The organism is Kineosporia corallincola (genome assembly GCF_018499875.1).
In the GTDB taxonomy this organism is placed as follows: Bacteria; Actinomycetota; Actinomycetes; order Actinomycetales; family Kineosporiaceae; genus Kineosporia; species Kineosporia corallincola.
This window is the reverse complement of record NZ_JAHBAY010000007.1, coordinates 173,764-198,147: the sequence shown is the minus strand read 5'-3', so window position 1 is coordinate 198,147 and position 24,384 is coordinate 173,764. Positions and strand designations below refer to the sequence as shown.

The 24,384-nt window shown below is 71.0% G+C and carries 24 protein-coding genes; 12 read left to right on the top strand and 12 right to left on the bottom strand.

Features of this window, described 5'->3' with window-relative positions; genetic code table 11:
* Nucleotides 1-14: 14 nt before the first annotated feature.
* Nucleotides 15-950 (bottom strand): manganese catalase, encoded by a 936-nt coding sequence (locus KIH74_RS18380; protein WP_214157200.1) that lies wholly within the window; start codon nt 948-950, stop codon nt 15-17.
* Between the two features lie 90 nt (nt 951-1,040).
* Complete coding sequence (locus KIH74_RS18375) at nt 1,041-1,352, bottom strand: hypothetical protein (RefSeq protein WP_214157199.1); 312 nt, start codon at nt 1,350-1,352, stop codon at nt 1,041-1,043.
* A 215-nt stretch (nt 1,353-1,567) separates the two neighbouring features.
* Between KIH74_RS18375 and KIH74_RS18370 the strand changes: the two genes are divergently transcribed.
* Complete coding sequence (locus KIH74_RS18370; RefSeq protein WP_214157198.1) at nt 1,568-2,872, top strand: bifunctional glycosyltransferase family 2/GtrA family protein; 1,305 nt, start codon at nt 1,568-1,570, stop codon at nt 2,870-2,872.
* Nucleotides 2,873-2,973: 101 nt separating this feature from the next.
* On the top strand, nt 2,974-3,738 hold the full coding sequence (locus KIH74_RS18365; protein WP_214157197.1) for a tetratricopeptide repeat protein: 765 nt from the start codon (nt 2,974-2,976) through the stop codon (nt 3,736-3,738).
* Between the two features lie 77 nt (nt 3,739-3,815).
* On the opposite strand, the gene KIH74_RS18360 is transcribed toward KIH74_RS18365, so the two are convergent.
* The 3 genes from KIH74_RS18360 to KIH74_RS18350 form a co-directional block, all read right to left on the bottom strand.
* Nucleotides 3,816-4,043 (bottom strand): EF-hand domain-containing protein, encoded by a 228-nt coding sequence (locus KIH74_RS18360; protein ID WP_214157196.1) that lies wholly within the window; start codon nt 4,041-4,043, stop codon nt 3,816-3,818.
* Nucleotides 4,044-4,200: 157 nt separating this feature from the next.
* Entirely contained in the window at nt 4,201-4,653 is a 453-nt protein-coding gene (locus KIH74_RS18355) for an SRPBCC family protein (RefSeq protein WP_214157195.1), read from the bottom strand.
* Between the two features lie 52 nt (nt 4,654-4,705).
* Nucleotides 4,706-5,044, bottom strand: a complete 339-nt coding sequence (locus KIH74_RS18350) for a winged helix-turn-helix transcriptional regulator (protein ID WP_214157411.1) — start codon at nt 5,042-5,044, stop codon at nt 4,706-4,708.
* A 158-nt stretch (nt 5,045-5,202) separates the two neighbouring features.
* On the opposite strand from KIH74_RS18350, the gene KIH74_RS18345 reads away from it, so the two are divergent.
* From KIH74_RS18345 to nagB, 8 genes are all read left to right on the top strand, one after another.
* On the top strand, nt 5,203-6,054 hold the full coding sequence (locus tag KIH74_RS18345; RefSeq protein ID WP_246572612.1) for an SDR family oxidoreductase: 852 nt from the start codon (nt 5,203-5,205) through the stop codon (nt 6,052-6,054).
* A 242-nt stretch (nt 6,055-6,296) separates the two neighbouring features.
* Nucleotides 6,297-7,427 (top strand): ROK family protein, encoded by a 1,131-nt coding sequence (locus KIH74_RS18340; protein WP_214157194.1) that lies wholly within the window; start codon nt 6,297-6,299, stop codon nt 7,425-7,427.
* A 97-nt stretch (nt 7,428-7,524) separates the two neighbouring features.
* On the top strand, nt 7,525-8,808 hold the full coding sequence (locus KIH74_RS18335; protein WP_214157193.1) for a sugar ABC transporter substrate-binding protein: 1,284 nt from the start codon (nt 7,525-7,527) through the stop codon (nt 8,806-8,808).
* Between the two features lie 74 nt (nt 8,809-8,882).
* Nucleotides 8,883-9,752, top strand: coding sequence for a carbohydrate ABC transporter permease (locus KIH74_RS18330; protein WP_214157192.1), 870 nt, complete (start codon nt 8,883-8,885; stop codon nt 9,750-9,752).
* Nucleotides 9,749-10,645 (top strand): carbohydrate ABC transporter permease, encoded by an 897-nt coding sequence (locus KIH74_RS18325; RefSeq protein WP_308113877.1) that lies wholly within the window; start codon nt 9,749-9,751, stop codon nt 10,643-10,645. Before KIH74_RS18330 ends, KIH74_RS18325 begins: the two co-directional genes overlap by 4 nt.
* Nucleotides 10,642-12,120 (top strand): glycoside hydrolase family 3 N-terminal domain-containing protein, encoded by a 1,479-nt coding sequence (locus KIH74_RS18320; protein ID WP_214157191.1) that lies wholly within the window; start codon nt 10,642-10,644, stop codon nt 12,118-12,120. The genes KIH74_RS18325 and KIH74_RS18320 overlap by 4 nt, the downstream gene beginning before the upstream one ends.
* Nucleotides 12,117-13,139, top strand: a complete 1,023-nt coding sequence (locus KIH74_RS18315) for an ROK family protein (protein ID WP_214157190.1) — start codon at nt 12,117-12,119, stop codon at nt 13,137-13,139. Before KIH74_RS18320 ends, KIH74_RS18315 begins: the two co-directional genes overlap by 4 nt.
* Nucleotides 13,140-13,170: 31 nt before the next feature.
* The gene (nagB, locus tag KIH74_RS18310) at nt 13,171-13,953 is read left to right on the top strand and encodes a glucosamine-6-phosphate deaminase (RefSeq protein WP_214157189.1); all 783 of its coding nucleotides are present in this window, start codon (nt 13,171-13,173) and stop codon (nt 13,951-13,953) included.
* 6 nt (nt 13,954-13,959) lie between these two features.
* On the opposite strand, the gene KIH74_RS18305 is transcribed toward nagB, so the two are convergent.
* Nucleotides 13,960-14,847, bottom strand: a complete 888-nt coding sequence (locus KIH74_RS18305; protein ID WP_214157188.1) for a spermidine synthase — start codon at nt 14,845-14,847, stop codon at nt 13,960-13,962.
* A gap of 89 nt (nt 14,848-14,936) precedes the next feature.
* Here KIH74_RS18305 and KIH74_RS18300 point away from each other — a divergent pair, with 89 nt between their 5' ends.
* Both KIH74_RS18300 and KIH74_RS18295 read left to right on the top strand, forming a co-directional pair.
* Nucleotides 14,937-15,659: a GNAT family N-acetyltransferase gene (locus tag KIH74_RS18300; RefSeq protein ID WP_214157187.1), complete on the top strand. Its 723-nt coding sequence runs from the start codon at nt 14,937-14,939 to the stop codon at nt 15,657-15,659.
* 70 nt (nt 15,660-15,729) lie between these two features.
* Nucleotides 15,730-16,212 (top strand): NUDIX hydrolase, encoded by a 483-nt coding sequence (locus KIH74_RS18295; protein WP_308113876.1) that lies wholly within the window; start codon nt 15,730-15,732, stop codon nt 16,210-16,212.
* Here the strand turns inward: KIH74_RS18295 and KIH74_RS18290 are convergent.
* From KIH74_RS18290 to valS, 6 genes are all read right to left on the bottom strand, one after another.
* On the bottom strand, nt 16,209-17,942 hold the full coding sequence (locus tag KIH74_RS18290) for a phospholipase D family protein (RefSeq protein WP_214157186.1): 1,734 nt from the start codon (nt 17,940-17,942) through the stop codon (nt 16,209-16,211). The genes KIH74_RS18295 and KIH74_RS18290 overlap by 4 nt on opposite strands.
* A gap of 89 nt (nt 17,943-18,031) precedes the next feature.
* Nucleotides 18,032-18,826 (bottom strand): calcium-binding protein, encoded by a 795-nt coding sequence (locus KIH74_RS18285; RefSeq protein WP_214157185.1) that lies wholly within the window; start codon nt 18,824-18,826, stop codon nt 18,032-18,034.
* Between the two features lie 160 nt (nt 18,827-18,986).
* Nucleotides 18,987-19,724: a response regulator gene (locus KIH74_RS18280; RefSeq protein ID WP_372492094.1), complete on the bottom strand. Its 738-nt coding sequence runs from the start codon at nt 19,722-19,724 to the stop codon at nt 18,987-18,989.
* A 179-nt stretch (nt 19,725-19,903) separates the two neighbouring features.
* Nucleotides 19,904-21,013 carry a sensor histidine kinase gene (locus KIH74_RS38740; RefSeq protein WP_372492093.1) on the bottom strand — a complete coding sequence of 370 codons (1,110 nt, stop codon included), beginning with the start codon at nt 21,011-21,013 and terminating at the stop codon, nt 19,904-19,906.
* Nucleotides 21,014-21,101: 88 nt separating this feature from the next.
* Nucleotides 21,102-21,626: a hypothetical protein gene (locus KIH74_RS18270; RefSeq protein WP_214157182.1), complete on the bottom strand. Its 525-nt coding sequence runs from the start codon at nt 21,624-21,626 to the stop codon at nt 21,102-21,104.
* 118 nt (nt 21,627-21,744) lie between these two features.
* The gene (valS, locus tag KIH74_RS18265) at nt 21,745-24,351 is read right to left on the bottom strand and encodes a valine--tRNA ligase (protein ID WP_214157181.1); all 2,607 of its coding nucleotides are present in this window, start codon (nt 24,349-24,351) and stop codon (nt 21,745-21,747) included.
* Between the last annotated feature and the right edge of the window lie 33 nt (nt 24,352-24,384).

Genomic DNA, 24,384 nt, shown 5'->3' with positions numbered 1-24,384 from the left:
GGCACTCAGAGGTCTCAGCTGCTCTTGGTGTGGGTGCCCGGGGCGGTCCCGGTCAGTGCCTCCTTGGCCTTGTCCATCAGCCCGCCGCCGCCACTGGCCGGGGCGGTGCCACCGGCCACCTCCCGGCTGCCCTCGCCGGTCGTCGCGTACAGCAGCGGGTCGGCCGCCGGCACGCCGGGCACCGGCCCGAGCGGCGCCGGGTCCTGGAGGTAGGTGAACTCGCCGCGCCCGTCGGGGGCGGTCGCCGGCAGCGCCGACGGGCCGTCGACACCGTCGGACAGACCCCAGACCTCGTAGCTGTGCTCGTCGTACTCGGTGTCCGTGCCGAACTTGATCGGCACCGGAAGGTCTTCCAGGCCGTCCTCCTTCAGCTTCTGGATGGCGGCGAGCCACTGGTTCTGGTGCGCCGTGTCGCGGGCGAGGTTGAACCGGAGCATGTCGCGCACGCCCTTGTCCTCGGTCATGTTGTACAGCCGGGCGGTCTGGAGCCGGCCCTGCATCTCGGCCGCGGCGTTGGCGTGGAAGTCGGCCAGCAGATTGCCGCTGGCGACGATGTACTTGCCGTTCCACGGGTAGCCGGCACTGTCGGCCGCCAGTGCACCACCACCGCCGACGATGGCGTGCTGCGGGTTCTGCCCGCCGAGCACCGCGGCGAGCGCCGGGTTGGCCGCGGCCGCCGCCGAGATCTGCTCCGAGGGAGCGCCTTCCAGCAACCGGGCGATCATGATCGAGATCATCTCGACGTGCCCGAGCTCCTCGGTGGCGGTGTCGAGGATGAGGTCCTTGTACTTGCCCGGAACCCGGGTGTTCCAGCCCTGGAACAGGTACTGGAGTGCGACGGTCAGTTCGCCGTAGGCGCCGCCGATGAGCTCCTGGAGCTTCATCGCGTACAGCGGGTCCGGCTGGTCGGGCGTGCAGTTGTACTGGGTCTGCTGGGTGTGCCTGAACATCGGGAAAGGCCTCCAAGCCGTCGCCGGTCGATGGCTCCACCCTCGTCCGCACCCCGTCGCCCGGGCGTCACCGGGAGCGTGACAGGAGCGTCACCACCGGCGCCGGGACTCGCCGGAGACGGTGTGCGGCGGCAGCACCACGTCGTCGGCCAGCGTGGGCAGGTCGATCTCACGGGTGACGTCGGTGGCCGCGATCCAGTCGGTGCGCAGGCCCGCCCCGATGTCCGGCTCCCAGCTGATCTCCACGGCCTCCCGGGTCCAGGCGGTGGCGGTGGCCGGCACGGTGCGGTTGACGCCGTGGTGCCAGCGGATCAGGGCCACCACGGGAAGGCCCTCGCCGAGTTCGAGGCGGTGCACGGCGCCGTGCGGGATCGCACGGCGAATGCGAGGCACGCTGGGCATGACGCATCTCCAGTTTCACAAAAACGACATTTCGGAACCTCGACCCACCTCCAAGGTAGCCGATGTCGAACGTATGTTCGAGCACGGCGAGCGTGCGAAGTTAACCGGTTCACCCGAACGGCGGAGCGGGCCCGGGAGCCACCGGGAAAAGGCTCACAGCAGACGCTTAGCCGGAGTGCACCCGCGTGCCAGAGACGGCCGACAAGGTTGCCACCATGACGGCGATCCAGACCACGCCTGGCCCTGACGCCCAGGCCGCACAGGAAACCCAGCCCAACCCGGCGGGAGCCCCGCACCAGCCGCTCCCCGTACCCGCCCTGGACGTCGTCGTCCCGGTGTACAACGAGGAAGCCGGACTCGAGCCCTGCGTCGAGCGGCTGCACGCCTACCTGGCCTACAACTTCCCCTACCGCTTCCGCATCACCATCGCCGACAACGCCAGCGTCGACAGCACTTTCGAGGTCGCCACCCGGCTGGCCGCGCGGTATCCCGAGGTCGAGGCGGTGCACCTGGACCAGAAGGGCCGCGGCCGGGCGCTGCGCGCGGTCTGGTCCGCGTCCGACGCCGCCGTGCTCGCCTACATGGACGTCGATCTCTCGACCGACCTCACCGCCCTGCTCCCCCTGGTCGCGCCGCTGCTGTCCGGGCACTCCGAGCTGGCCATCGGCAGCCGCCTGGCCAAGGGTTCGCGGGTGGTGCGCGGCACCAAGCGGGAGATCATCTCGCGCTGCTACAACCTGATCCTGCGCGGCACCCTGGCCGCCGGATTCACCGACGCGCAGTGCGGTTTCAAGGCGATCCGGGGTGATGTGGCCAAGCGCCTGCTGCCCCTGGTGGAAGACACCGGCTGGTTCTTCGACACCGAGCTGCTGGTGCTCGCCGAGCGCAGCGGCCTGCGCATCCACGAGGTGCCGGTGGACTGGGTGGACGACCCGGACAGCCGCGTCGACATCGTCGCCACCGCCACCGCCGACCTCAAGGGTGTGGCCCGGGTGGCCCGGGCCCTGACCCGCGGCGAGCTGCCGATCGCCGACATCCGGGCGGAGCTGAGCCCCGCCGCCCGGCGCGCCGCGGCCGCCGGCCAGGGCCAGATCTCGGCGACCGGCCGCGCCGTCGACCCGGACGGCGTGCCGCCGGGCCTGACCGGCCAGCTCATCCGGTTCGCGACGGTCGGCCTGGTCAGCACCGTGGCCTACGCCATCATCTACGCCCTGTTGCGGTACGGGATGGGGGCCCAGGCCGCGAACATCGTGGCACTGCTGATCACCACGATCGGCAACACCGCGGCCAACCGAAGCCTGACCTTCGGGGTGCACGGGCCCGACCAGTGGCTGCGCCACCAGGTGCAGGGGCTGGCGATCTTCGCCCTCACCCTGCTCCTGACCAGCGGCTCACTGGCCCTGCTCGGCTCCGTCGACCACTACTTCGTCGAGGTCACCGTGCTGGTGCTGGCCAGTGCGCTGGCCACCTTCCTGCGCTTCACGCTGCTGCGCACCTGGGTGTTCAAAGTCCATCGCTGAGTGGGTAATTCGCTACTCAGCGTCGACTTTTTAGCACTCGTCCCGTCTGGCCCGCTACGGTGCATTCCTGAAGATCAGTCAGGCAGTAAGGAGCCGGGCCGTTGAGCAAGCGGGACCTCGAGCAGGCCATGACCCTGGAAGAGCGCTTCGCCGAGCTCGCCGAGGCCGGGGAGGCGCAAGCCGCCCTGGCAGCGATCGACGAAGCCGTCGAAATACGCCGTGAGCACGGCAAGGACGACGCGGAGTCGCGCAACGCCCTGGCCAATGCGCTCTACAGCAAGAGCCTGGTGCTGGCCGCCACCGACGACGCGACAGCGGCGCTGGCAGCCATCACCGAGGCCGCGGACATCTGGCGCACGGTGTCGGAGCAGGACACGGCGGTCGGTATGCCGAACCTCGCCCTGGCCCTGACCGCGATGTCCGACCAGCACGCGGCCGCCGGTGACGACAAGGCCGCGCTGGAGGCCGCCGAGGAGGCGGTGGAGGTGTACACCTTCCTCCAGACCGTGGTGCCCGAGCAGGCGATGCTGCCGGCCGCCGGTGCGCTCAGCGGGCTGGCCACCATCCGGTTCCGGCTGGGCGAGCAGGCGGAGGGCCTGACGTCGATGGCCGAGGCCGTCACCATCGTGCGGCAACTGGCGGCGAAAGACCCGGACCAGCACCGTGAGGCGCTGGCCGTGTCGCTGAACAACCTGGCCACACTCCAGGTGCGGGCGGGCGAGATCGCCGGTGCCGTGGTGTCTCTCGAAGAGGTGGCGGTGATCGTCAGCTCGCTGGCCGACGTCGACCCGCAGACCTATCAGCCGGTGCTCGACACCGTGCTGACCAACCTGCGGCAGGCCCAGGCGCAGGCGCAGGCCGCCTAGTCCGCAGACAGGCTGAGACCACAGACGACGAAGGGCGACCCGCGTGAGCGAGTCGCCCTTCGTCGTGTCACCGGCCGCTACTGCTGCGGCGAGGAGTTCTCGCTCAGGTAGTCCGCCAGTTCCGGCAGCGAGACCAGCCCGTCGCCGTCGGTGTCGATGACCTGCACAGCGTGCTCGGCCATCTCGTCGCTGACCTCGCCGCCGAGCGCGGCCATCAGGTTCTTCAGCTCGGCGGCCGAGATCAGGCCGTCGTGGTCGACGTCGATCAGGTCGAAAGTGGCCTGGTAGTTGGTGGTCTCGCTCATCGTCGTACCCCGTCCGTGGTCTCGTGACGTCAATCTCGCAGAACCGTTCACCTCCGGCGAACCTACCGCGCACCGGGGTCGTCGGCCAGCAGGAACGACACGACGACCGGCACCGGCTCGGGCCGGACCGGGCGCCGTCAGATGTGGCCGCGAGGCGTCACTCCGGGTCTTCGGCGATCTGCTGCTGGAGCCGGTCGAGCTCGGCGCCGTAGATGCGCCGGATGCCGCCCGGGGCGAAAGTGCGCTCGAAGAAGCCCTTCACACCGCCGGCGCCCTGCCAGCTGATCTTCACCGTGACCTTGCTGCCACCGGGCGCGGCCGCGACGTCCCAGAGCACGCGCAACGTGGAACCGGTGTCGGACTCCAGCAGCTGCTGCCCGGCCGGCGGCTCGCTGACCACGGCCTCGACGTGCCGGGTGCGCTTCTTGGTGGCGTGCAGATCGTAGGTGACGTGCGTGCCCTCGCCGGTGCCGCCCGCGGTCACCTTGTAACCGGTGATCTGCTCCGGCAGCAGCTTGGGCCGCATGATCGTGTAGTCGGCCAGCGCGTCGAAGGTGGCGTCGGGCGGGGCCACGACGTCACGCTCCAGAACGACCGAGATCTCGCTCAAAGGTCCATCCCTCTCCACCGAACCAACTGCCCGTTCCGGGCATCTCGCAACCCTAGCGCCGGGCGAGCATCCGGTCGGCGTTGCGGGCGGTCCAGGTGAGCAGGGGCCGGAGCAGGCCGACCAGTTCCTCACCCAGCGGGGTCAGGCTGTATTCCACGTGCGGCGGGATCACCGGCAGCGCCTCGCGCCGCACCAGGCCGTCGGCCTCCAGGGTCTTCAGCGACTGCGCCAGCATCTTCTCGCTGATGCCCTGCACCACCCGGCGCAGCTCGCCCCAGCGCAGGGTGCGGCCGGACAGGCCGACCAGGATCAGCACGCCCCACTTGCTGGTGATGTGGTCGAGCACCACCCGGCTGGGACAGTCCGACGGGAAGGTGCCGTCGGGAAACATCTCTGCGAGTTCGAGTTCCGGCTGAATCGTCACGGCGCGCTCACCTCAATACTTTCCGCGTGGCCAGTACCTTACTTCAAAGTGGGTACTTTCGATCGGGAAGCATGCTGGCAGAAGCTTCCTTGACCCAGGGGCAAGCAGCTATCGAGAGGGAGATCATGACCATCGTCGTCACCGCCGCCACCGGACAGCTCGGCCGGCTCGTCATCCAGGACCTGCTGGCCAAGGGGGTCACGCCGGGCGACATCGTGGCCGGTGGCCGCAACCCGGAGAAGCTGTCGGAGCTGGCCGCGAGCGGCGTGCGGGTGCAGACCGTCGACTACGACCAGCCGCAGACCCTGGCAGCCGCCTTCGACGGTGCCGACCGGGTGCTGTTCGTCTCCGGCAGCGAGCCCGGCCGGCGCATCCCCCAGCACAAGAACGTGATCGACGCCGCGAAGGCCGCCAAGGTCGGGCTGATCGCCTACACCGGCATCGCGAACGCCGGCACCACCACGATGAAGCTGGCCTCCGACCACCTGGCCACCGAGGCCGCGCTCAAGGCCTCCGGCCTGCCCACGGTGCTGCTGCGCCACGGCTGGTACTTCGAGAACTACACCGCCCAGATCCCGGTCTACCTGGAGCAGGGCGCGGTCACCGGGGCCGCGGGCGGTGGCCGGATCAGCGCCGCGACGCGCGCCGACTTCGCCGGGGCCGACGTGGCCGCGCTGCTGAACGCCGGCGGCGGCGAGGTGTACGAGATGGGCGGCGACGAGTCGTTCACGCTGTCCGAGCTGGCGGCCGAGGTGAGCCGGCAGACCGGGAAGCCGGTGGTCTACAACGACGTTCCCACCGACACCTTCGCCGAGATCCTGGCCGGTGTGGGTCTCCCGGCCCCGCTGCCGCAGATCCTGGCGGACGTCGACCGCGCCATCCGCGACGGCGAGCTGCACGTCGGCACCGGTGACCTGTCCCGGCTCCTCGGGCGCCCCACCACCTCACTGGAGGACGCCGTCCGGGCCGCGCTCTGACCGGCCGTCTCCCGGTGGACGGCGGCCGCGCCGGTCGCGGCCCGGTCGTCGTCCACCATTGACGGAACAGCCGGCGGGGCAGTCGGCGGAACAACCCCGAAGAACAGCCCGTGACCGCTCCCCGCGACCGGTCACGGGCTGTACCTTTGCCCCGGTCCTCCCGCACCGAAACACCCATGACGAACGCGTTACGTGCTCGGCGCACCCTTGACGCCGTTTTATAAAGACGCTTCACTAAAAAAATGCCAGCCACCCCCGGCCGGGCCCTCCGCCCGACCACCAAGGTCATGCCTGGCCAGGCCCGCGTCTACAACCGGTCCCTGGTGCTCCAGTCGCTGTACAGCGACGGCCCGCAGAGCCGGGCCGACCTGGCGCGGGTCACCTCGCTCACCCCGGTGACGATCGGGGCGCTGGTGAGTGAGCTGATCGCCGAGGGACTGGCCGTCGAACTCGGCACCCGCGCCGGCGCCCGGGTCGGAAAGCCCGCCACGCTGGTCGGTTTCGATCCCTCGGCCGCCCACATCGTGAGCCTCGACCTGTCTCGCGACACCTCGTTCCGGGGTGCCGTGGTCGACCTGGTCGGCACCGTGCTGAGCACCAGCGAGATCCCCCGGCGGGGCCGCACCGGCGAGGCCGCCGCGCAGGCCGTCACCGATCTGGCGCGTGACCTGATGGACCAGGCGGAACGGCCGGTGCTGGGCATCGGGGTGGGCAGCCCGGGCGTGGTGAACCCGGACGGCGTGGTGCTGAACGCCCCCAACCTGGGCTGGTCCGGCATGCCGCTGGCCGAGGTGCTGCGCGACGGCCTGGGCCGGCCGGTCCACGTGGCGAACGACGCGAACGCGGCCGCCCTGGCCGAACACAGCTTCGGCGGTGCCACCGGCCGTGGGGTCCTGGTGCTGACCGTCGGAATGGGCGTCGGGGCAGGCATTCTGCTCGACGGCGCCCTGGTACGTGGCGACCGGTTCGCCGCCGGTGAGATCGGGCACCTGATCGTGGAGGAGCCCGGACTGCCCTGCGCCTGCGGACGTTCCGGCTGCCTGGAACGCCTGCTGGCCGTGCCGCAGCTGCGCGCACGGCTGGCCGAACTGCCCGGCCCCGAGCAGCAGGAGGTGCTGGCCGGCGCCGGCACCAGTCTCGGGATCGCGCTCGCCCCCGTGATCAGCACGCTCGACCTCGGCGAGGTCGTGCTCACCGGCCCGCCGGACCTGCTCGGCGGCGCTCTCCTCGATGCGGCCTCCACGGCGGTGAGGCGGCGGGTGCTGCCGGTCGTCGGCCAGGCCCTCGACATCCGCCTGTCCACGCTCCACGAGAACAGCATCCTGCTCGGATCCGCCGTGCTCGTGCTCTCCGGCGAACTCGGCGTCTCCTAGCGAACCTGCTCGAAAGAAGCGGTGCGGCATCTGATTCCGGAGCCGTGCCGTCAGCCCCGCACACCCATTTTCGCAACCGTTCCACTCGGAGGAACTCGTGAAGATCCGTGCTCTGGCCGCGGTGGGTATCGCCACCGCACTCGCTCTGTCCGCCTGTGGGGGCGGCAGCGACGACACCGCAAGCAGTGACACCGAAGGCGCGGCGCAGACCGGCACGATCCGGCTCTGGCTGAACGGGGAGGACACCCCGCAGGAGCTCGTCGACTACGCCAAGACCGAGTTCGAGAAGCAGAACCCGGGCTCCACGCTGGAGTTCGAGCGGCAGCAGTGGACCGGCATCGTGGAGAAGCTGACCACGTCGCTGTCCAGCAACGACAGCCCGGACGTGGTGGAGCTGGGCAACACCCAGGCGCAGGCCTTCGAGGCGGCCGGGGCGCTGCTCGACATCACCGACCGCAAGGCCGAGCTGGGCGGCGACGACCTGGTGCAGAGCCTGGTCGAGTCGGGCAGCTACGACGGCCGGTTCTACGGCGTGCCCTATTACGGCGGCGCCCGGATCGTGGTGTACCGTAAGGATCTTTTCAAGGACGCTGGGATCGAGATTCCCACCACCACGCAGGAATTCGTCGACGCCGGGGTGAAGCTGAAGCAGGAGAACAGCGACACCGAAGACTTCTCCGGGATCTACTTCCCCGGCAAGTACTGGTACGCCGCACTGCCTTTCATCTGGGACAACGGCGGTGACATCGCCACGCAGAACGGCGGGCAGTGGACCGGCCAGCTCTCCACGCCGGGGTCGGTGGCGGGCCTGACCACGGTGAAGACCATCATGGACACCGCCTCGGCCGCCCCGAAGGACGCCGACGAGTCCAAGGACTACCTGGACTTCTGCAAGGGCAGGATCGGCATGCTGATGGGCCCGGGCTGGAAGGTCGGGCAGATCGTCAACGAGGACGACGGCTGCCCGAAGCTGGAGAAGGACATCGGCGCGTTCGCCCTGCCCGGCAAAACCGAGGGCACCCTGGCGCCGTCGTTCCTGGGCGGCTCCAACCTGGCTGTGTCGGCCAAGTCGGAGCACCCGGAACTGGCGCTGAGCCTGCTGAAGATCCTGTCCGGCGACGAGTACCAGACCAAGCTGGCCGATCTCGGCCTGCTGCCGGTGAAGAAGTCGCTGCTCGGCGAGGTCTCGGGTGACGAGGCGGCGAAGGCCCAGGCCGAGGCGGCGGAGAACACCCGGTTCACCCCGGCCAGCGAGAACTGGGCCGGCGTGGAGGCCGGCTCGGTGCTGCCCGACATGCTGGTCGCCATCGCCCAGGGCAAGGACATCGCCACCGAGACGAAGACCGCCGACGAGGCGATCGCGTCGGCGCTGAACCAGTAATGTCCACTTTCACTCCCCTGACCCCGTCGCGGGCCGCGAGCCGGCCCGCGACGGGGCGCAGGCCCCGGAACCTGGTGCCGTACGCGCTTCTGCTGCCCGCGGCGCTGGTGCTCGCCCTGGTGCTGGGCTACCCGTTCGCCCGGCTGGTCGTGCTCTCGATGCAGAAGTTCGGCCTGAAGCAGCAGTTCGGCGCCCCGCCGGACTGGGTCGGCGCGGCCAACTACACCACGATTCTCCAGGACACCCAGTTCTGGCACGTCCTCTACCGCACCGTCGGATTCTGTTTCGCGGCAGTTGTTCTAACCATGGTGCTGGGCATGCTGGTGGCCCTGCTGACCCGCCGGGTGGGCCGGGTGCTGCGCCTGGCACTGATCGTGTCGCTGCTGCTGGCCTGGGCGATGCCGCCGCTGTCGGCGACGGTGGTCTGGCAGTGGCTGTTCGACACCCAGTACGGGCTGGTGAACTGGCTTCTCACCGCCCTGGGCGGCGACTTCCACGGCCACTCCTGGCTGACGAACCCGTGGTCGTTCTTCGGCGTCGCACTGATCATCGTGGTCTGGATGGGCATCCCGTTCGTGGCGTTCACGCTGTACGCCGGTCTCACCCAGGTGCCCGGCGAGGTGCTGGAGGCCGCGCAGCTCGACGGGGCGAACGCCTGGCAGCGCTTCCGGCACGTGATCATGCCGTTCCTGCGGCCGGTGGTGCTGATCCTGACCGCGCTGTCGGTGCTCTGGGACTTCCGGGTGTTCACCCAGATCTACGTGCTCCAGAAGGCCGGCGGCATCTCCCGCGACACGAACCTGCTCGGGGTGTACGCGTACCGGGTGGCGTTCGGCGAGAACAAGTTCGACCTGGGTGCCGCGGTGGCGGTCGTGATGGTGCTGATCACGCTCGGGTTCACGGTGTTCTATCTGCGTCAGATCACTCGCCAGGAGGAGCTGTGAGCACGCTCAGCGCCGTCCCCCGCACCACCGCCCGACCCGGCGTCCCGGCACCCCGGCCGAAAAAGCGTCCCCGGGTGGGTGACTGGGCGGCGAACACGGCCGCGGTCGTGGTGGTGCTGATCGCGATCCTCCCGGTGTACTGGATGATCAACACCTCGTTCCAGCGCGGCGTCGACATCCAGAGCGACACCCCGCACCTGCTGCCCTGGAACGCCACGCTGAACAACTACCGCAAGGCCTTCGCGCAGGGCGAGTTCCTGCACGCGCTGCGCAACAGCCTGACCGTCACGCTGCTCACCGTGGCGGCGGCGCTGGTGCTGGCCCTGCTGGCCGCCGTGGCGCTGAGCCGGTTCCGGTTCCGCGGGCGCACCGGCTTCGTGGTCACCGTGCTGATCGTGCAGATGGTGCCGGCCGAGGCGATGGTGATCTCGCTGTTCAAGGTGCTGGACGGCTGGCAGCTGGTGAACACCGCGCTCGGCCTGACCCTGGTGTACCTGGTGTTCGTGCTGCCGTTCACGATCTGGACGCTGCGCGGGTTCGTCGCCGGGGTGCCGGTCGAGCTGGAGGAGGCCGCGATGGTGGACGGGTGCAGCCGTTTCCAGGCGTTCCGCCGGATCACCTTCCCGCTGATGGCGCCGGGACTGGTGGCGACCGGGACGTTCGCGTTCATCCAGGCCTGGAACGAGTTCACGTTCGCGCTGGTCCTGATGAACAAGCCGGAGAACCAGACACTTCCGGTCTGGCTCCAGACCTTCAACGAGGGCGCCAAGGGCACCGACTGGGGCGGGGTGATGGCCGGGTCGACCTTGATGGCGATCCCGGTGATCGTGTTCTTCCTGCTGGTCCAGAGCCGGATGACCGAGGGGCTCGTGGCAGGAGCTGTCAAGGGATGAACGAGATCCACCGTCAGGCCCACCGGGTGCTGATGCCGTCGTTCCACGGCCTGGAACTGCCTGGCTGGATGCGGTTCCGGCTGGGTGAGGGCATCGGTTCGGTGTGCCTGTTCGGCACGAACCTGACCGGGGACGACGATCAGGCCGCGGCCCTCGTGGCGCGGATCCACGAGAGCTCACCGGCCGGCTGCCTGGTGACGCTCGACGAGGAGGGCGGCGACGTCACCCGCCTGGACGCGGTGCGTGGTGGCCGGACCGCCGGGCACGCGGTGCTCGGCGCGGTGGACGACCCGGAGCTGACCACCGCGGTGGCGGCCGGGATCGGAAAGCGCCTGCGCCGCATCGGGATCGATCTGGACCTGGGACCGGTCGCCGACGTGAACTGCGAGCCGGACAACCCGGTGATCGGGGTACGCAGCTTCGGGGCGACACCGGACCTGGTGGCCCGGCACACCGTGGCGTTCGCTGCCGGGCTGGAACAGGCCGGGGTCGCGGCCTGCGTCAAGCATTTTCCCGGCCACGGCGCCACGGTGACCGACTCGCACCTGGCGATGCCACGACTGGACATCGACCTGGACACCGTGCGGCAGCGGGAACTGGTGCCGTTCGCGGCGGCGGTGGCGGCCGGGGTGCCGGCGGTGATGACCTCGCACGTGGTGCTGGCCGCGGTGGACGCCGCGAACCCGGCCACGACCAGTCCGGCCGTGCTCGGGATCCTGCGCGGGGAGCTGGGTTTCGACGGGGTGATCGTCACCGACGCCCTCGACATGGCCGGGGTGGCAAAGCCCTACGGCGGGCCTGGACGGGCCGCGGTGGCCGCCCTGGCGGCCGGTGCGGACCTGCTGTGCATCGGCCCGGAGCGCGCGCCGGGCGCGATGGAGGCGGTGCTGACCTGGGTGATCGACGACATCGTGGCCGCGGTCGGCGACGGCAGGCTGCCCGCCCGACGGCTCGCCGAGGCGGCGGGGCGGGTGGACGCGCTGGTCGCCCGGCAGCAGCCGGCCGGGACCGGGCCCGGCAGCGAGGACGCCGATCGCGATGCCGCCCGGCGGGCCCTGTTCGTGCGCGGTCCGCACGAACTCATCACCCGGAAACACGCTGTGCTACTTGAGTTTCACGTCACTCCTGGGATCGCCGCAGGTGAGGTACCGTGGACTTTGCCGCTCGATCTTCTGGAGGGGGCGGACAAACGATCTTTCACACCCACCGACGACCCGGCGACCGTTCTGGCCGAGGTGGGTGACCGGCCCCTGGTGGCACTGGTGCGCGACGCGCACCGGCACGCCTGGGTGGCCGACCGGTTGGAGCGGATCGCCCGGGCACGCCCGGATCTGGTAACGGTCGAAACCGGCTGGCCGGTGGTGGATGCTGATGGTTCGCCCACGGGACTGCCCGGGGCGGCCGCGATATGGACGTACGGAGGATCGTCGGTGAGTCTGCGCGCGGCGGCGGAAGTTCTGGGTGGTATGCGGTGAGTGAGCCCACCCTGCTGGCGGGTCTCGACATCGGCGGCTCGAAGGTGCTGGCGGTCGCGGTCGATGTCTCCGCCCCCGACGGCCGCCCCCGGGTGGTCGAATCCACCCGGCTGGCCACCGGTCTCGGCCCGGAAGGGGTGGTCGACACGGCCGCCCGGGCGCTCGGCGCGCTGACCGCCGGACTCTCCGCCGGAGCGCCGCACGAGGTGTTCAGCGGCGTCGGCATCGGCATCCCTGGCCTGGTCGACGCCCGGCGCGGAAAGATCACCCACGCGGTCAACCTCGGGGTCGGCCCGGGCGGGCTGGCCCTGGCCGACCGGCTCGGCCGCCGGCTCGACCTGCCGGTGGTGGTCGAGAACGACGTGAACGCGGCCGCCCTGGGGGCTGCCTCGCACCTGCGGCTGGGCCGGATCGACATGGCCTACCTGAGCATCGGCACCGGCATCGCGGCGGGCATCGTGCTGGACGGCCGGCTGCGCCGCGGCCCGCACGGCGCGGCCGGCGAGATCGGCCACATCCCGATCGACCCGTCCGGCCCGGTCTGCGGCTGCGGCCAGCACGGCTGCCTGGAGGCGCTGGCCTCGGGCAGTGCCATCGCCGCCCGCTGGACCCCTCGCCCGGGCAGCGAACTGCCCGCCGGGCAGGACCTCTTCGCCGCCGCCGCCCACGGGGACGCGGCGGCGAAGGAACTGCGTGACGAGGTAGCCGGCTACCTGGCCGACGCCACCCGCATGCTGGCCCTCACCGTCGACGTCGACCTGATCGTGCTCGGCGGCGGGGTGGCCGAGATCGGCGAGCCGCTGCGGCACGCGGTGGCCAAGGCCCTCGACCGGCAGGCCGGCTCGTCGCCGTTCCTGCGCGGGCTGGACCTGTCCGCCCGGCTGTCCGTGGTGCCCCGCGACCAGCCGGTCGCCGCGATCGGCGCAGCGCTGCTGGCCACCGAGCCCCCCGCCCTGGCCACCTCCGACGACACCCCGGCCACGCTCGACGGCGCCCTGACCGAAGACCTGCCCGCCTGAGACCGCCTGAGACCCGCCTGAACGGAACCCGATGGAAGTCATTGTCCTGCCCACCGCCACCGCCACCGCGTCGCTGGCCGCCGACATCATCGAGCACCTGCTGCGCAGCGAGCCGCACCCGGTGCTCGGCCTGGCCACCGGCTCCACCCCGGAGCCGCTCTACGCCGAGCTCACCCGCCGGCACAAGGAGGCCGGGCTGGACTTCGCCCACGCCCGGGCCTTCATGCTCGACGAGTACGTGGGCCTGCCCGCCGACCACCCGGAGCGCTACGCCGCGGTGATCCAGCGTGAGGTCACCGACCCGCTGGAGATCCCGGTGGACGCGGTGCACGGCCCGGACGGCGCCGCCGCCGACCCGGTGGCCGAGTGCGCCCGCTACGAGCAGGCCATCCTCGACGCCGGTGGCATCGACGTGCAGATCGCCGGGATCGGCTCGAACGGGCACATCGCCTTCAACGAGCCGGGCTCCGCGCTCACCTCGCTGACCCGCCCGAAGACCCTGAACGCCCGCACCCGGCAAGACAATGCGCGATTCTTCTCCTCGCCGGAAGAGGTGCCGCGGCACGTGCTCACCCAGGGCCTGGGCACGATCGGCCGCTCCCGGCACCTGCTGCTGCTGGCCAGCGGCGAGGGCAAGGCCGACGCCGTGGCCCGGGCGGTGGAGGGGCCGCTGTCGGCCTCCTGCCCGGCCTCGATCGTGCAACTGCACCGGCACGCCACCGTGCTGCTCGACGAGCCGGCCGCGAGCCGTCTCCAGCTGCGCGAGTACTACGACGACATCTGGGCCAGCCGGCCGTCCTGGCAGCCGCTCTAGGCCGTTCTAGCCGTTGAACAGGCTGGTCGGGGGTTCGGGTGAGCGCTCGGCGCCGGCGTCCGCCACCGGCTGGGCGCCCGCCACGAACTTCTCCAGGTCCGAGCCGGCCAGCACCCGGGCGGCGAACACGTCGGACGCCGTGCGCCGGGCCAGCACCCGCAGGGGCAGCGGCCCGTTGCCCGCCACCAGCACCAGGTTGCCGAAGCGCCGGCCACGCAGCACGGGCGGCTGGGCAACGATCGCGGTCTCGCCGAAAACGGTTGCGGCGGTGGCCACCTGGGCCCGGGCGAAGTGAAGGCCGGGGCCGTCGGCCAGGTTGGCGGTGTACAGCCCGCCGGGCCGCAGCACCCGGGCCGCCTGGGCGGCGAACTCGGCCGAGGTGAGGTGGGCGGGAATCCGGGCGCCGCTGAACACGTCCACGATGATCAGGTCGACGCTGTCGTCGGTGAGCCCGGTCAGCACCTCGCGGGCGTCACCGGCCCGCACCCGCACCCCGGCGTTCCTCGGCAGCGGCAGGTGCTCGCGCACGAACTCGATCAGCGGCTCGTCGATCTCGACCACGCGCTGCCGGGAACCCGGACGGGTGTGGGCGACGTAGCGCGGCAGGGTCCAGGCTCCCCCGCCCAGGTGCAGCACGTTGACCGGCCGGCCCGGCTCGGCCGCCAGGTCGATGAGGAACCCCAGCCAGCGCATGTACTCGAACTCCAGCCGGGACGGGTCGGCCAGGTCGACGTGCGACTGGGCGGTGCCCTCCACCAGCAGCGTGTACGCCCCCGGCCGGTCCGGGTCCGGCACGATCTCGGCCGTGCCCTGCGCCACCTGCCGCCGGGCGCGCGCGTCCAGGCGCCGCACCGCGTGACGGTTGCCTGAGTCCTTCGAGTCCTTCGAGCCCACCGCCCGATCATGCCCCGGAATCACGGACGACGACGAACCGGGCGGACCCGGCGTCGTCCACCGTTGAGGGCCGGGATAGGAAAGAGGGCATGCTGACGACGGACGGAACCGGGACCGACCTCTACGTGGCCAACGGCATCGCCCGCTGGACCGCCATGGGTTTCCCGGTGCGGGGGCTGCCCGACGGCGAGGACGTGTTCGCCCGGCGCACCACCAGCGGGGCGCAGATCGTGCCGCGCCGCCGGCTGCCGCCGGAGCGGATCGAGGAACTGCTGGGGACGCCGGTGGTCGGATACCGCACCATGGTCGAGGACCCGTACGGCGTGGAGGGTGTCCGGGTTCCGCCCGGCGTGAGCGTGCACGTGTACCCGACCATGCTGCGCCCGGCCGGCGACGTCGAGGTGACGGCCGGTGACGTGCGGCCGGTCACCGTCGCGCGGGAGCTCGACGAGGCCGAGCGGGTGATCGTCGAAGGCTTCCCGAGGGCCGAGCTGGTGCCGTGGTCGCCGGGCCGGATGATCCCGAAGAGCGTGCTCGGGGAGCCGGGCTGGACCACCTGGCTGGCCCGGCGCGACGGCGAGCCCGCCGCGGCCGCCGTGAGTTACGACGACGGTGCGGCCGTCGGCGTGTTCTGGCTGGCGACGCTGCCCGGGCACCGTGGTGCCGGGCTGGGGTCCGCGGTGATGACGTCGATCCTCGCCGCCCATCCGGGGCGGGCCTCGGTGCTGGTGGCCACGCAGGCCGGTCTGCCGCTGTACGAGCGCCTGGGTTATCGGACGGTGTCGCGGGGGCACTGGTACGTGCGCGCGTAGGTGAACAGACGTCCGGACGACACCCGGGCCGGGGAGGGCCCCAGGTGGGTCGGGCATGATGGCGCCCGTGGTGAGCAGAAGCGCAGCGATGCTGGTGTACCGGTTCGACCCGAACAGCGATCTCGAGGTGCTGATCGCGCACATGGGCGGGCCGTTGTGGGCGCACAAGGAAGACCATGCCTGGTCGATCCCGAAGGGCCTGTTCGAGCCCGGTGAGGACGCCCTGACCGCGGCCCGCCGGGAGTTCCACGAGGAGCTGGGCTCCCCCGCCCCGGAGGGCCCCTACCTGGAGCTGGGCGACACGAAACAGCCGAGCGGCAAGGTGATCACGACCTTCGCGGTGCACGGCGACCACGACGTCACCACGTTCTCCAGCAACCTGTTCGAGATGGAGTGGCCGCGCGGCTCCGGCACCGTGCAGTGGTTCCCGGAGATGGACCGGGCCGGCTGGTTCGACCTGCCGACCGCGGCCACCAAACTGGTCAAGGGGCAGGTGCCGATCCTGGCCAGGCTGACCGAGGCGGTCCGCCGGCAGACCACTCCCTCCTCCTAGAACTCGGGTTTCGGGCGCAGCCGCCGGGGCCGGTCGTCGGGGTCGTACACGGTGCGGTACAACGGCCCGGCCCACAGCCGGGTGAGCCGGCCGACGGGTTGCGGGTGGTGCGCCCGGGCGTGCCCCGGCGGCCGCTCACCCTGCCGCCCGGCCGCGTGCCAGTCGTCCAGGTCCTTCGCGGTGCGGGCCCACAGGTCGAAGGCCCGCACCGGGTCGAGCAGGTTCTCGTCGTCCACCGGTAGCCCCAGGTGCTCGGCCCACAGGGCGAGCCGGACGTCCCGGGGCAGCCGGCGGGCCCCGTCGCCGTCGGCCGAAAGATCCCGCGGCTCACGGGAATCCAGCTGCGGATCGAGCACGGCACAGGTGAGTTCGCTGTCGTTGGTCCACGAACGGCGGTTGAAGTTGTCGGAGCCACAGGTCATCCAGACGTCGTCGACCACGCAGACCTTGGCGTGCACGTAAATGGGCACACCCTGGGTGTTCTCCAGGTCGTACACCGCGAACCGTTCCGGTGCGGCCTGTTTCAGCAGGCGAATGGCCTGGATCTGGCCCAGCCGGTTGGCGGGCGTGTTCTGGTCGGGATACCGCGGCACCACCGCGATCACCCGCAGCTGCGGCGAACGGTGCAGCGCGTCGGCGATACCGGCCGCCACCACCTCCGACCAGAGATACTGATCCTCCACGTAGATCAGGCTCTTCGCCTTCCGGAACGCCTTTTCGTAGGCCCGGGCCACGCTGCGCTCGCCGTTCTCGGCGAACGGGTACCGTGGCCGTTTGGCGCCGTAGGTGCGCAGAACCTGCACGGCGTGCCGGCCGGAAGGCTCCGGGTCGGGGAACGACTCCGGCAGCTTCTGCGGGTGCCGGGGCATGTGGGCACGACGCTGCACGGCCATCCGGTAGGGGGTGCGCCGGTCCAGCGGGGTCGGGTCGTCCCAGCGCTCGATGAAGGTGCGCAGCAGGTCACCGACGATCGGGCCGCGCAGCTCCAGGGCGGCGTCGTGCCAGGGCGCCCGGCCCCGGTAGCGCGCGTCCATCGGCGCCTGCTGCGGGTCGCCCTGGTGACCGGCGTCGTCACGGCGCGAGTAGCACAGGTCGATACCGCCGACGAAGGCCACGTCGCGGGCCGGTTCGCCGCGGTGCCGGATCACGAAGAGCTTCTGGTGGTGTGCGCCGAACCGGCGCACCCGCTGGTCGAGCAGCACCTCGCCGCCCGCCTCGTTGATCTCCGTGCCCAGACGCTGGTTCTGCTGGGCGCTGAACCACAGACTGTCTGAATGTGAGCGCCACAGCAGGCCTCTCACGTCCACGCCGTCGCGGGCCAGGCGGGTCAGCACGTCGCCGACGGCCGGCCCGCCGGGCAGCAGCTTCTCGTCCCGGTCGCCGCGCCAGTCGGTGAAGTACAGCCGGTCACCGGCTTTCAGCGCGGTGAGTTCCTCGTGCAGCCGCCGGAAGTAGACCGCCCCGTGGATCAGCGGGCGCACCTGGTTGCCGGCGACCCAGCCGCGGCCGTCGTCGCGGGGCACCCGGTCAATGGTGGACGACGGGTTGCCGCGCTCACTCGGCGCCAGGAACCAGGTGCGGGTGGCCGGGTCCTCGGGTTCGTCCACACCGGGCACGTCGATGTCGGGCGCCGGGTCGATGTCGGGGGCGCTCTCGCCCTCCTCGTCGACATTCGGCAGGCCGTCGAGATCGTCGGCGCCCGGATTTCTCGAGCTCTCGTCGATATCCATCTCACGCCGAGATTAAGCCTGGGCCGGGCGTTCCGCCCCTCGAACGGCATGCCCGGGTGACCCGGCGCGGGTCACCCGGGCCGTTCGCCCTAGCTCGCCGCGCCCACGCCGTGGGCGTCCGGGACGCCGTCGACCGTGTCCCAGCCCGAGCCGCCCTCGACGATGTTGGTGCCGTCGCCGCCGGACAGGGTGTCGTCCCCCTTCTCGCCGTACACCTTGTCGTCACCGTCCTCGCCGTAGAGGTAGTCGTTCCCCACGCCGCCGTAGACCTCGTCGTTCCCGGCGCCGGCCGAGACGTAGTCCCCGCCGGTCCCGCCGCGCACCGAGTCGTCGCCGTCCTCGCCGTAGATCCAGTCGGTGCCGTCGCCGCCGGACACGTCGTCGTCGCCGGACCCGGCGTACACCGAGTCGTTGCCCAGGCTGGCGATGAGCCAGTCGTCACCGCCGGCCGAGGCGAGCACGTCGTTGCCCGCGCCCCCGTTCAGCACGTCCTGGTCGGCCCCACCGGTGAGGACGTCGTTGCCGTCGCCCCCGGTCACCGAGTTGTAGCCGTCCCCGGCGTCGATGACGTCGTCGCCGAGGCCCCCGGAGACGCTGTCGCTGCCGAGGCCGCCGGAGACCCAGTCGTTGCCGTCGCCGCCGGCGATGTCGTCGTCACCACCCAGCCCGCAGACGGTGTCGTTGCCACCGAGCCCACGGATACGGTCCGCGCCCTCGGTGCCGATGATCACGTCGTCGCCGGCCGTGCCGACGAAGGTGCCGTGGCTGGCGGTCACCTTGGTGGCGGCCTTGCCGTTGCAGGTGGGTGCGGCCGACGCCTGCGACAGCGCGAACTGTCCCCCGACCAGTGCGGTCAGCACCGACGCCCCGAGCAGCCCGGCCATTCTCTTTCCCCGGATCACTTTCCCCCCAAATTCTGAATTGAACAGGACGGGGGAAAATTAACAGCCTCCAGGAATACCCATACCGAGTCCCGGCGAACTACCCCGAATTCCCGAGTTAGCTTCGTCGATCGGCGGTAAACAAATTCAGCTGAAGCGGTTTTCAGGCCAGACCGGACGCAATCGCCCGACGCACCGCGTCCGCCCGGTCGGTGATTCCGGCTTTCGCGAAGAGATTATTGATGTGCGTTTTCACAGTGGCCTCACTGATAAAAAGCTTCTCAGCGATACCGCGATTCGGAAGGCCTTCCCCGATCAGGGCAAGCACCTCGCGCTCACGGCGTGTCAGGTCGGCGGGCAGTTCCGGGACGGAGGGCTGACGGTCTGACGGCCGGTCGGGCTGGTTCGGCCGGCCGGGCTGGTTCGGCCGGCCGGGCTGGTTCGGCCGGCCGGATTGCTGGTCTCGTGGTGCCTGGGTCTGGGGCTGCGTAGTGGCCCGGACGCCGGCGAGCAGCCGTTCCTGCACCTCGCGGTCGAGCACCGCCTGACCGGCGGCCGCCGCCCGGATGGCCCGGGCGATGTCCTGACGCCCGGCGTTCTTGGTCAGGTAGCCACGGGCCCCGGCCCCGAGGGCGGCCAGGATCGAGTCGTCGTCGGCGAACGTGGTGAGCACCACCACGGCCACGTCCGGATGCTCCTCACCGAGACGCCGGGTGGCCTCGATACCGTCCAGGCCGGGCATTCTCAGGTCCATCAGCACCACGTCGACCGGGCCGTCGGCCACCACGTCGAGCACTCCGAAGCCGTCGGCCACGGCAGCCACCACGTCGATGTCGCCGAGCAGGTCGAGCACCGCGGCCAGGGGTTCCCGCACCGCGGCCTGATCGTCGGCCACCACCACCCGGATCGGAGCCTCACCCTGACCTGTGGCCTGACCTGTGGCCTGACGCGTGCCCTGATCCGTGGCCTGATCCGTGGCCTGATCCGTGGCCTGATCCGTGGCCTGATCCGTGGCCTGATCCGTGGCCTGGGGAAGGCTCTGCCCAGCGCCGGAACCCGTGACCGACCCCGTCTCGTCGCTCATGCCGGCACCACCGCCGAGACCTGCCAGCCACCCACGTCCGCTCCTTCGGTGATCGGTCCTGCGGTGATGCCGCCCTTCAGCAGCGCCACCCTCTCACGCATGCCGATCAGTCCCATTCCGCTCCCGCCCGGCACCGCGGCCGGCGGACGCGGGGGTGGTCCGTTGACGATGCTCAGCGCCACCTCACCAGCCCGGTAGTCCAGGGTCACCCGCACCGAGGCGCCCGGGGCGTAGCGGGTGGCGTTGGTCAGCGCCTCCTGGGCGATCCGCAGCAGGTTCTGGCTCACCGGCGCGGGCAGGTCACGCTCGTCGCCGGTCACCTCCAGACCCTGCCGGTGCCCGGACGACTCGACCATCGCCCGCAGCGAGCCGACCAGGGGCAGGGCGTCCTCGCGCAGGGTGTGCACGGTCCACTGGGCCTGCCGCAGGCTCTCCCGCACCAGGCCGTGCGCCGTGCCGGTCACCTCGCGGGCCCGGTCCAGGTCGCCGGCCTCCAGCAGCGCGTCGGCCAGCTCCAGCTGCATGTTCACCCCGGCCAGCGAGTGCGCGAGCACGTCGTGCACGTCGCGGGCGATCCGGGCGCGCTCGGTCAGCACCGTGGACCGGGCCTCGGCGTGGGCGGCCCGCTCGGCGGAACGGGCCGCGTCGAGGGTGGAGGCCATCGCCTGGCGCTGGAGACGGTTCATCATGCCGAGCAGCACCGGCAGCCCGAAGGTGAGGCCCACCGGCCAGGGCACCTCGTGGTTGCCCGGGCCGAGCCCGGTCAGCAGCACCAGCGTGCTCAGCCCGGAGGCCAGGGCGGCGAGAGCCAGGGCCGGGCGGGCCGGCAGCCGCATACCGGCGTGCCCGGCCAGGAAGTAGACGAACAGGTAGGCCGAGCCCTCCTGGCTGGCGGTCATCAGGGCGGCCGCCGCGAGCACCCCGGCGCCGAGCCAGATCACCGCGACCCGGTCGGGCAGCATTGATCCGGGCAGGTGGCGCGAGGCCAGGAAGAGACAGTTGACCGGTAGCAGGAGCGCCACCGCGAGTCCCCAGCCGGAGGTGCCGACCGGACGGACGGTGATCAGGGCCGCGAGCATGACGACCGCGCTGACCAGCCACTGCACCGGCTGACCGGGCTGACCCGGCAGCCAGGAGGGTCCGGCCGGTGAATCGATCGCGGGCACCGGCACGGCCCGACCATAGCCCACGGGCTCAGGCCGTCGTCGCGTAGGCCCGCGCAGCGGCCGGGGCCTGCCGCACCAGCCGGGCCCGCACGAAGATCGTGGCCAGCCGGGTGACTACCTCGGTCAGCGCCATCAGCACGAACGCCGCCACCCAGGCCTGGGCACTGGTGATGTCGTGAGTGACGCTGAACCGGGCGATGGTGCCGGCGCCGCCGTGCTCGCTCCACAGCTGGAAGGTCATCCGCGCCCCCATGCCCAGCACCCACAGCACGGCCGCGACGGCGCCCGCCTTGACCAGCACGTGCTCCCCCACCGCGCGGACCCGGGTGCAGAGCCCACCGCCGACGCCGAGCGCCGCCCCGACCGCCACCAGCGTGCCGACCAGCGCCAGGTCGTTGCCGTCGGTCGGCACCGTGGTCAGGTACCGGTGGGCGACGAAGCCGATGATGCCCAGCGGGAGAAGGAAACTCATCGCGTCGAGCCGGCTCTCGCGCAGCTGGCGGAAGACGATGAGGAGAAGGGCGAGGTCGGTGATCCACTCGGTCGTTGTCATGTGCTCAAGGTTGCTCCGGCCGGCGGTTTTCCACCTGGACCCAGGGGTGGAGAAGCGGGTGGAGAAACACCGCGGCCCGGCACCCCTGACGGGGAACCGGGCCGCGAGGAGCGTGACGTCAGGCGCTGGGCTCGACCTCGCGCAGCGTGACCTCGACCCCGGCGTCGGCCTCGTCGACCGCGACGGTGGTCAGCTCGGCCACCACACCGGCCGCCTTCAGGTCGCCGATGACGGCCTGGACGGCGGTGATGCGGGCCGTGGTGTCGGAGACGACGACCTTCTCCACCTCGGAGCGCACCGACTTCTTCGCGTCGGACTTGGCCTTGCGGATGCGGCGCAGCACGTCGGCCGCGACTACGAGCACCGAGACCTCGCCCGCGGCGGGCTCGTCCGAGGCCTTCAGCAGGTCGCGGATCTCCACGCTGGTGGGCCAGGCCGCCCGGTGCACCGACCCGGCGGGGAAACCGGGCAGCCGCTGCCCGGTTTCGGAGGTCGCCATGGACCAGGCCTCTTCGGTGACGTAGGGCAGGAACGGCGCGAGCAGCCGCAGCACCGTGGAAACCGCCGTGCGCAGGGCGGTCTGGGCCGACAGCGCCCCGGCGCCCTCACCGTAGGCGCGGTCTTTCACCAGCTCCAGGTAGTCGTCGCAGAACTGCCAGAAGAAGTCTTCGGTGAGTCGCAGGGCCCGCGAGTAGTCGTACGCCTCGAAGGCCGCGGTGGCCTCTTCGACGACCGTGATCAGACGGCTCAGCACGGCCTCGTCGACCGGCTCGGTGATGGCGCCCTCGGTGCTGCCGGAACCGAAGCCCAGCGCGAACTTCGAGGCGTTGAGCACCTTCAGCGCCAGCCGCCGGCCGATCTTCATCTGGCCCGGGTCGAACGCGGTGTCGACGCCCAGCCGCGCACTGGTGGACCAGTACCGCACCGCGTCGGCGCCGTGCTGCTCCAGCAGGTCGGTCGGAACGACGACGTTGCCCTTGGACTTGGACATCTTCTTGCGGTCGGGGTCGAGGATCCACCCGGACAGGTTGGTGTGGCTCCACGGCAGCGAGTCGTGCTCGTAGTGGCTGCGGACCACGGTGGAGAACAGCCAGGTGCGGATGATGTCGTGACCCTGCGGGCGCAGGTCCATCGGGAAGGTGCGGGAGAACAGGTCGTCGTCCTCGCTCCACCCGGTGGCGATCTGCGGCGTCAGCGACGACGTGGCCCAGGTGTCCATGACGTCCGGGTCGCCGGTGAAACCGCCCGGCTGGTCGCGCTGTTCGGCGGTGAAACCGTCGGGGACGTGCGACTGCGGGTCGATCGGCAGCAGCCCGTCGGCGGGGACGATCGGCTTGTCGTACTGCGGCTCACCGTCGGCGTCGAGCGGGTACCACAGCGGGATCGGCACACCGAAGAACCGCTGACGGGAGACCAGCCAGTCGCCGTTCAGCCCTTCGACCCAGTTCTCGTACCGGTGCCGCATGTGCTCCGGCGTCCAGTGCAGCTTCTTGCCGCGCTCCAGCAGGCCGTCGCGGATCTCCGCGGAGCGCCCGCCGTTGCGGATGTACCACTGCCGGCTGGTGACGATCTCGAGCGGGCGGTCGCCCTTCTCGAAGAACTTGACCGGGTGGGTGATCGGCTTCGGGTCGGCCAGCAGATCGCCTGCCTCGCGCAGCATCTCGACCGTGGACTGCTGCGCCCCGAACATCGACTTGCCGGCGATCTGGGCGAAGGCCTCACGGCCCGCGTCGGTGGTGAGCCAGGCCGGGGTCTCCGAGGTGATGCGGCCGGTCTTGGTGACGATCGGGCGGGTCGGCAGCTCCAGCTCACGCCACCAGATGACGTCGGTCAGGTCGCCGAAGGTACAGATCATCGCGATGCCCGTGCCCTTGTCGATCTGGGCCAGGCGATGCGCGACGACCGGGACCTCGACGCCGAACACCGGCGTGGTGACCGTGGTGCCGAACAGCGGCTGATAGCGCTCGTCGTCGGGGTGGGCGACCAGTGCGACGCAGGCCGCCAGCAGTTCGGGCCGGGTGGTGGAGATGGTGACGCCCTCGCCGCCCGCACGGTGGAACCGCAGGTCGTGGTAGGCCCCCGGACGCTCCCGGTCTTCCAGCTCGGCCTGCGCGACCGCGGTCTGGAAGGTGGTGTCCCACAGACTGGGCGCCTCGGAGGAGTACGCCTCACCCCGCTCGAAGTTGCGCAGGAACGCGCGCTGGCTGATCTTCTGCGAGCGCTGCGAGACCGTGGAGTAGGTCAGCGACCAGTCGACCGACAGCCCCAGCGTGCGCCACAGCTGCTCGAAGACCTTCTCGTCGGTGGCCGTGAGCTGCTCGCACAGCTCGACGAAGTTGCGGCGGCTGACCGCGACGAAGTCCTGCCGCTTGGAGGCGACCTTGGCCGGCGGGGCGAAGTTCTCCTCGTAGGGGACCGACGGGTCGCACCGGACGCCGTAGAAGTTCTCCACCCGGCGCTCGGTGGGCAGGCCGTTGTCGTCCCACCCCATCGGGTAGAAGACCTCGCGGCCGCACATGCGCTGGTAGCGGGCGATGGCGTCGGTCTGCGTGTAGCTGAAGACGTGCCCGACGTGGAGGGAGCCGCTTACGGTCGGCGGAGGCGTGTCGATGGAGTAGATCTCAGAGCGCTCACGCGTACGGTCGAACCGGTACGTGCCTTCGCGCTCCCAGGTCTCGCCCCAGCGGGCTTCGAGACCGTCGACGGCGGATTTCGGGCTTCCCATACCAACGACTCTATCGGCTCCCCGCGAATCGTT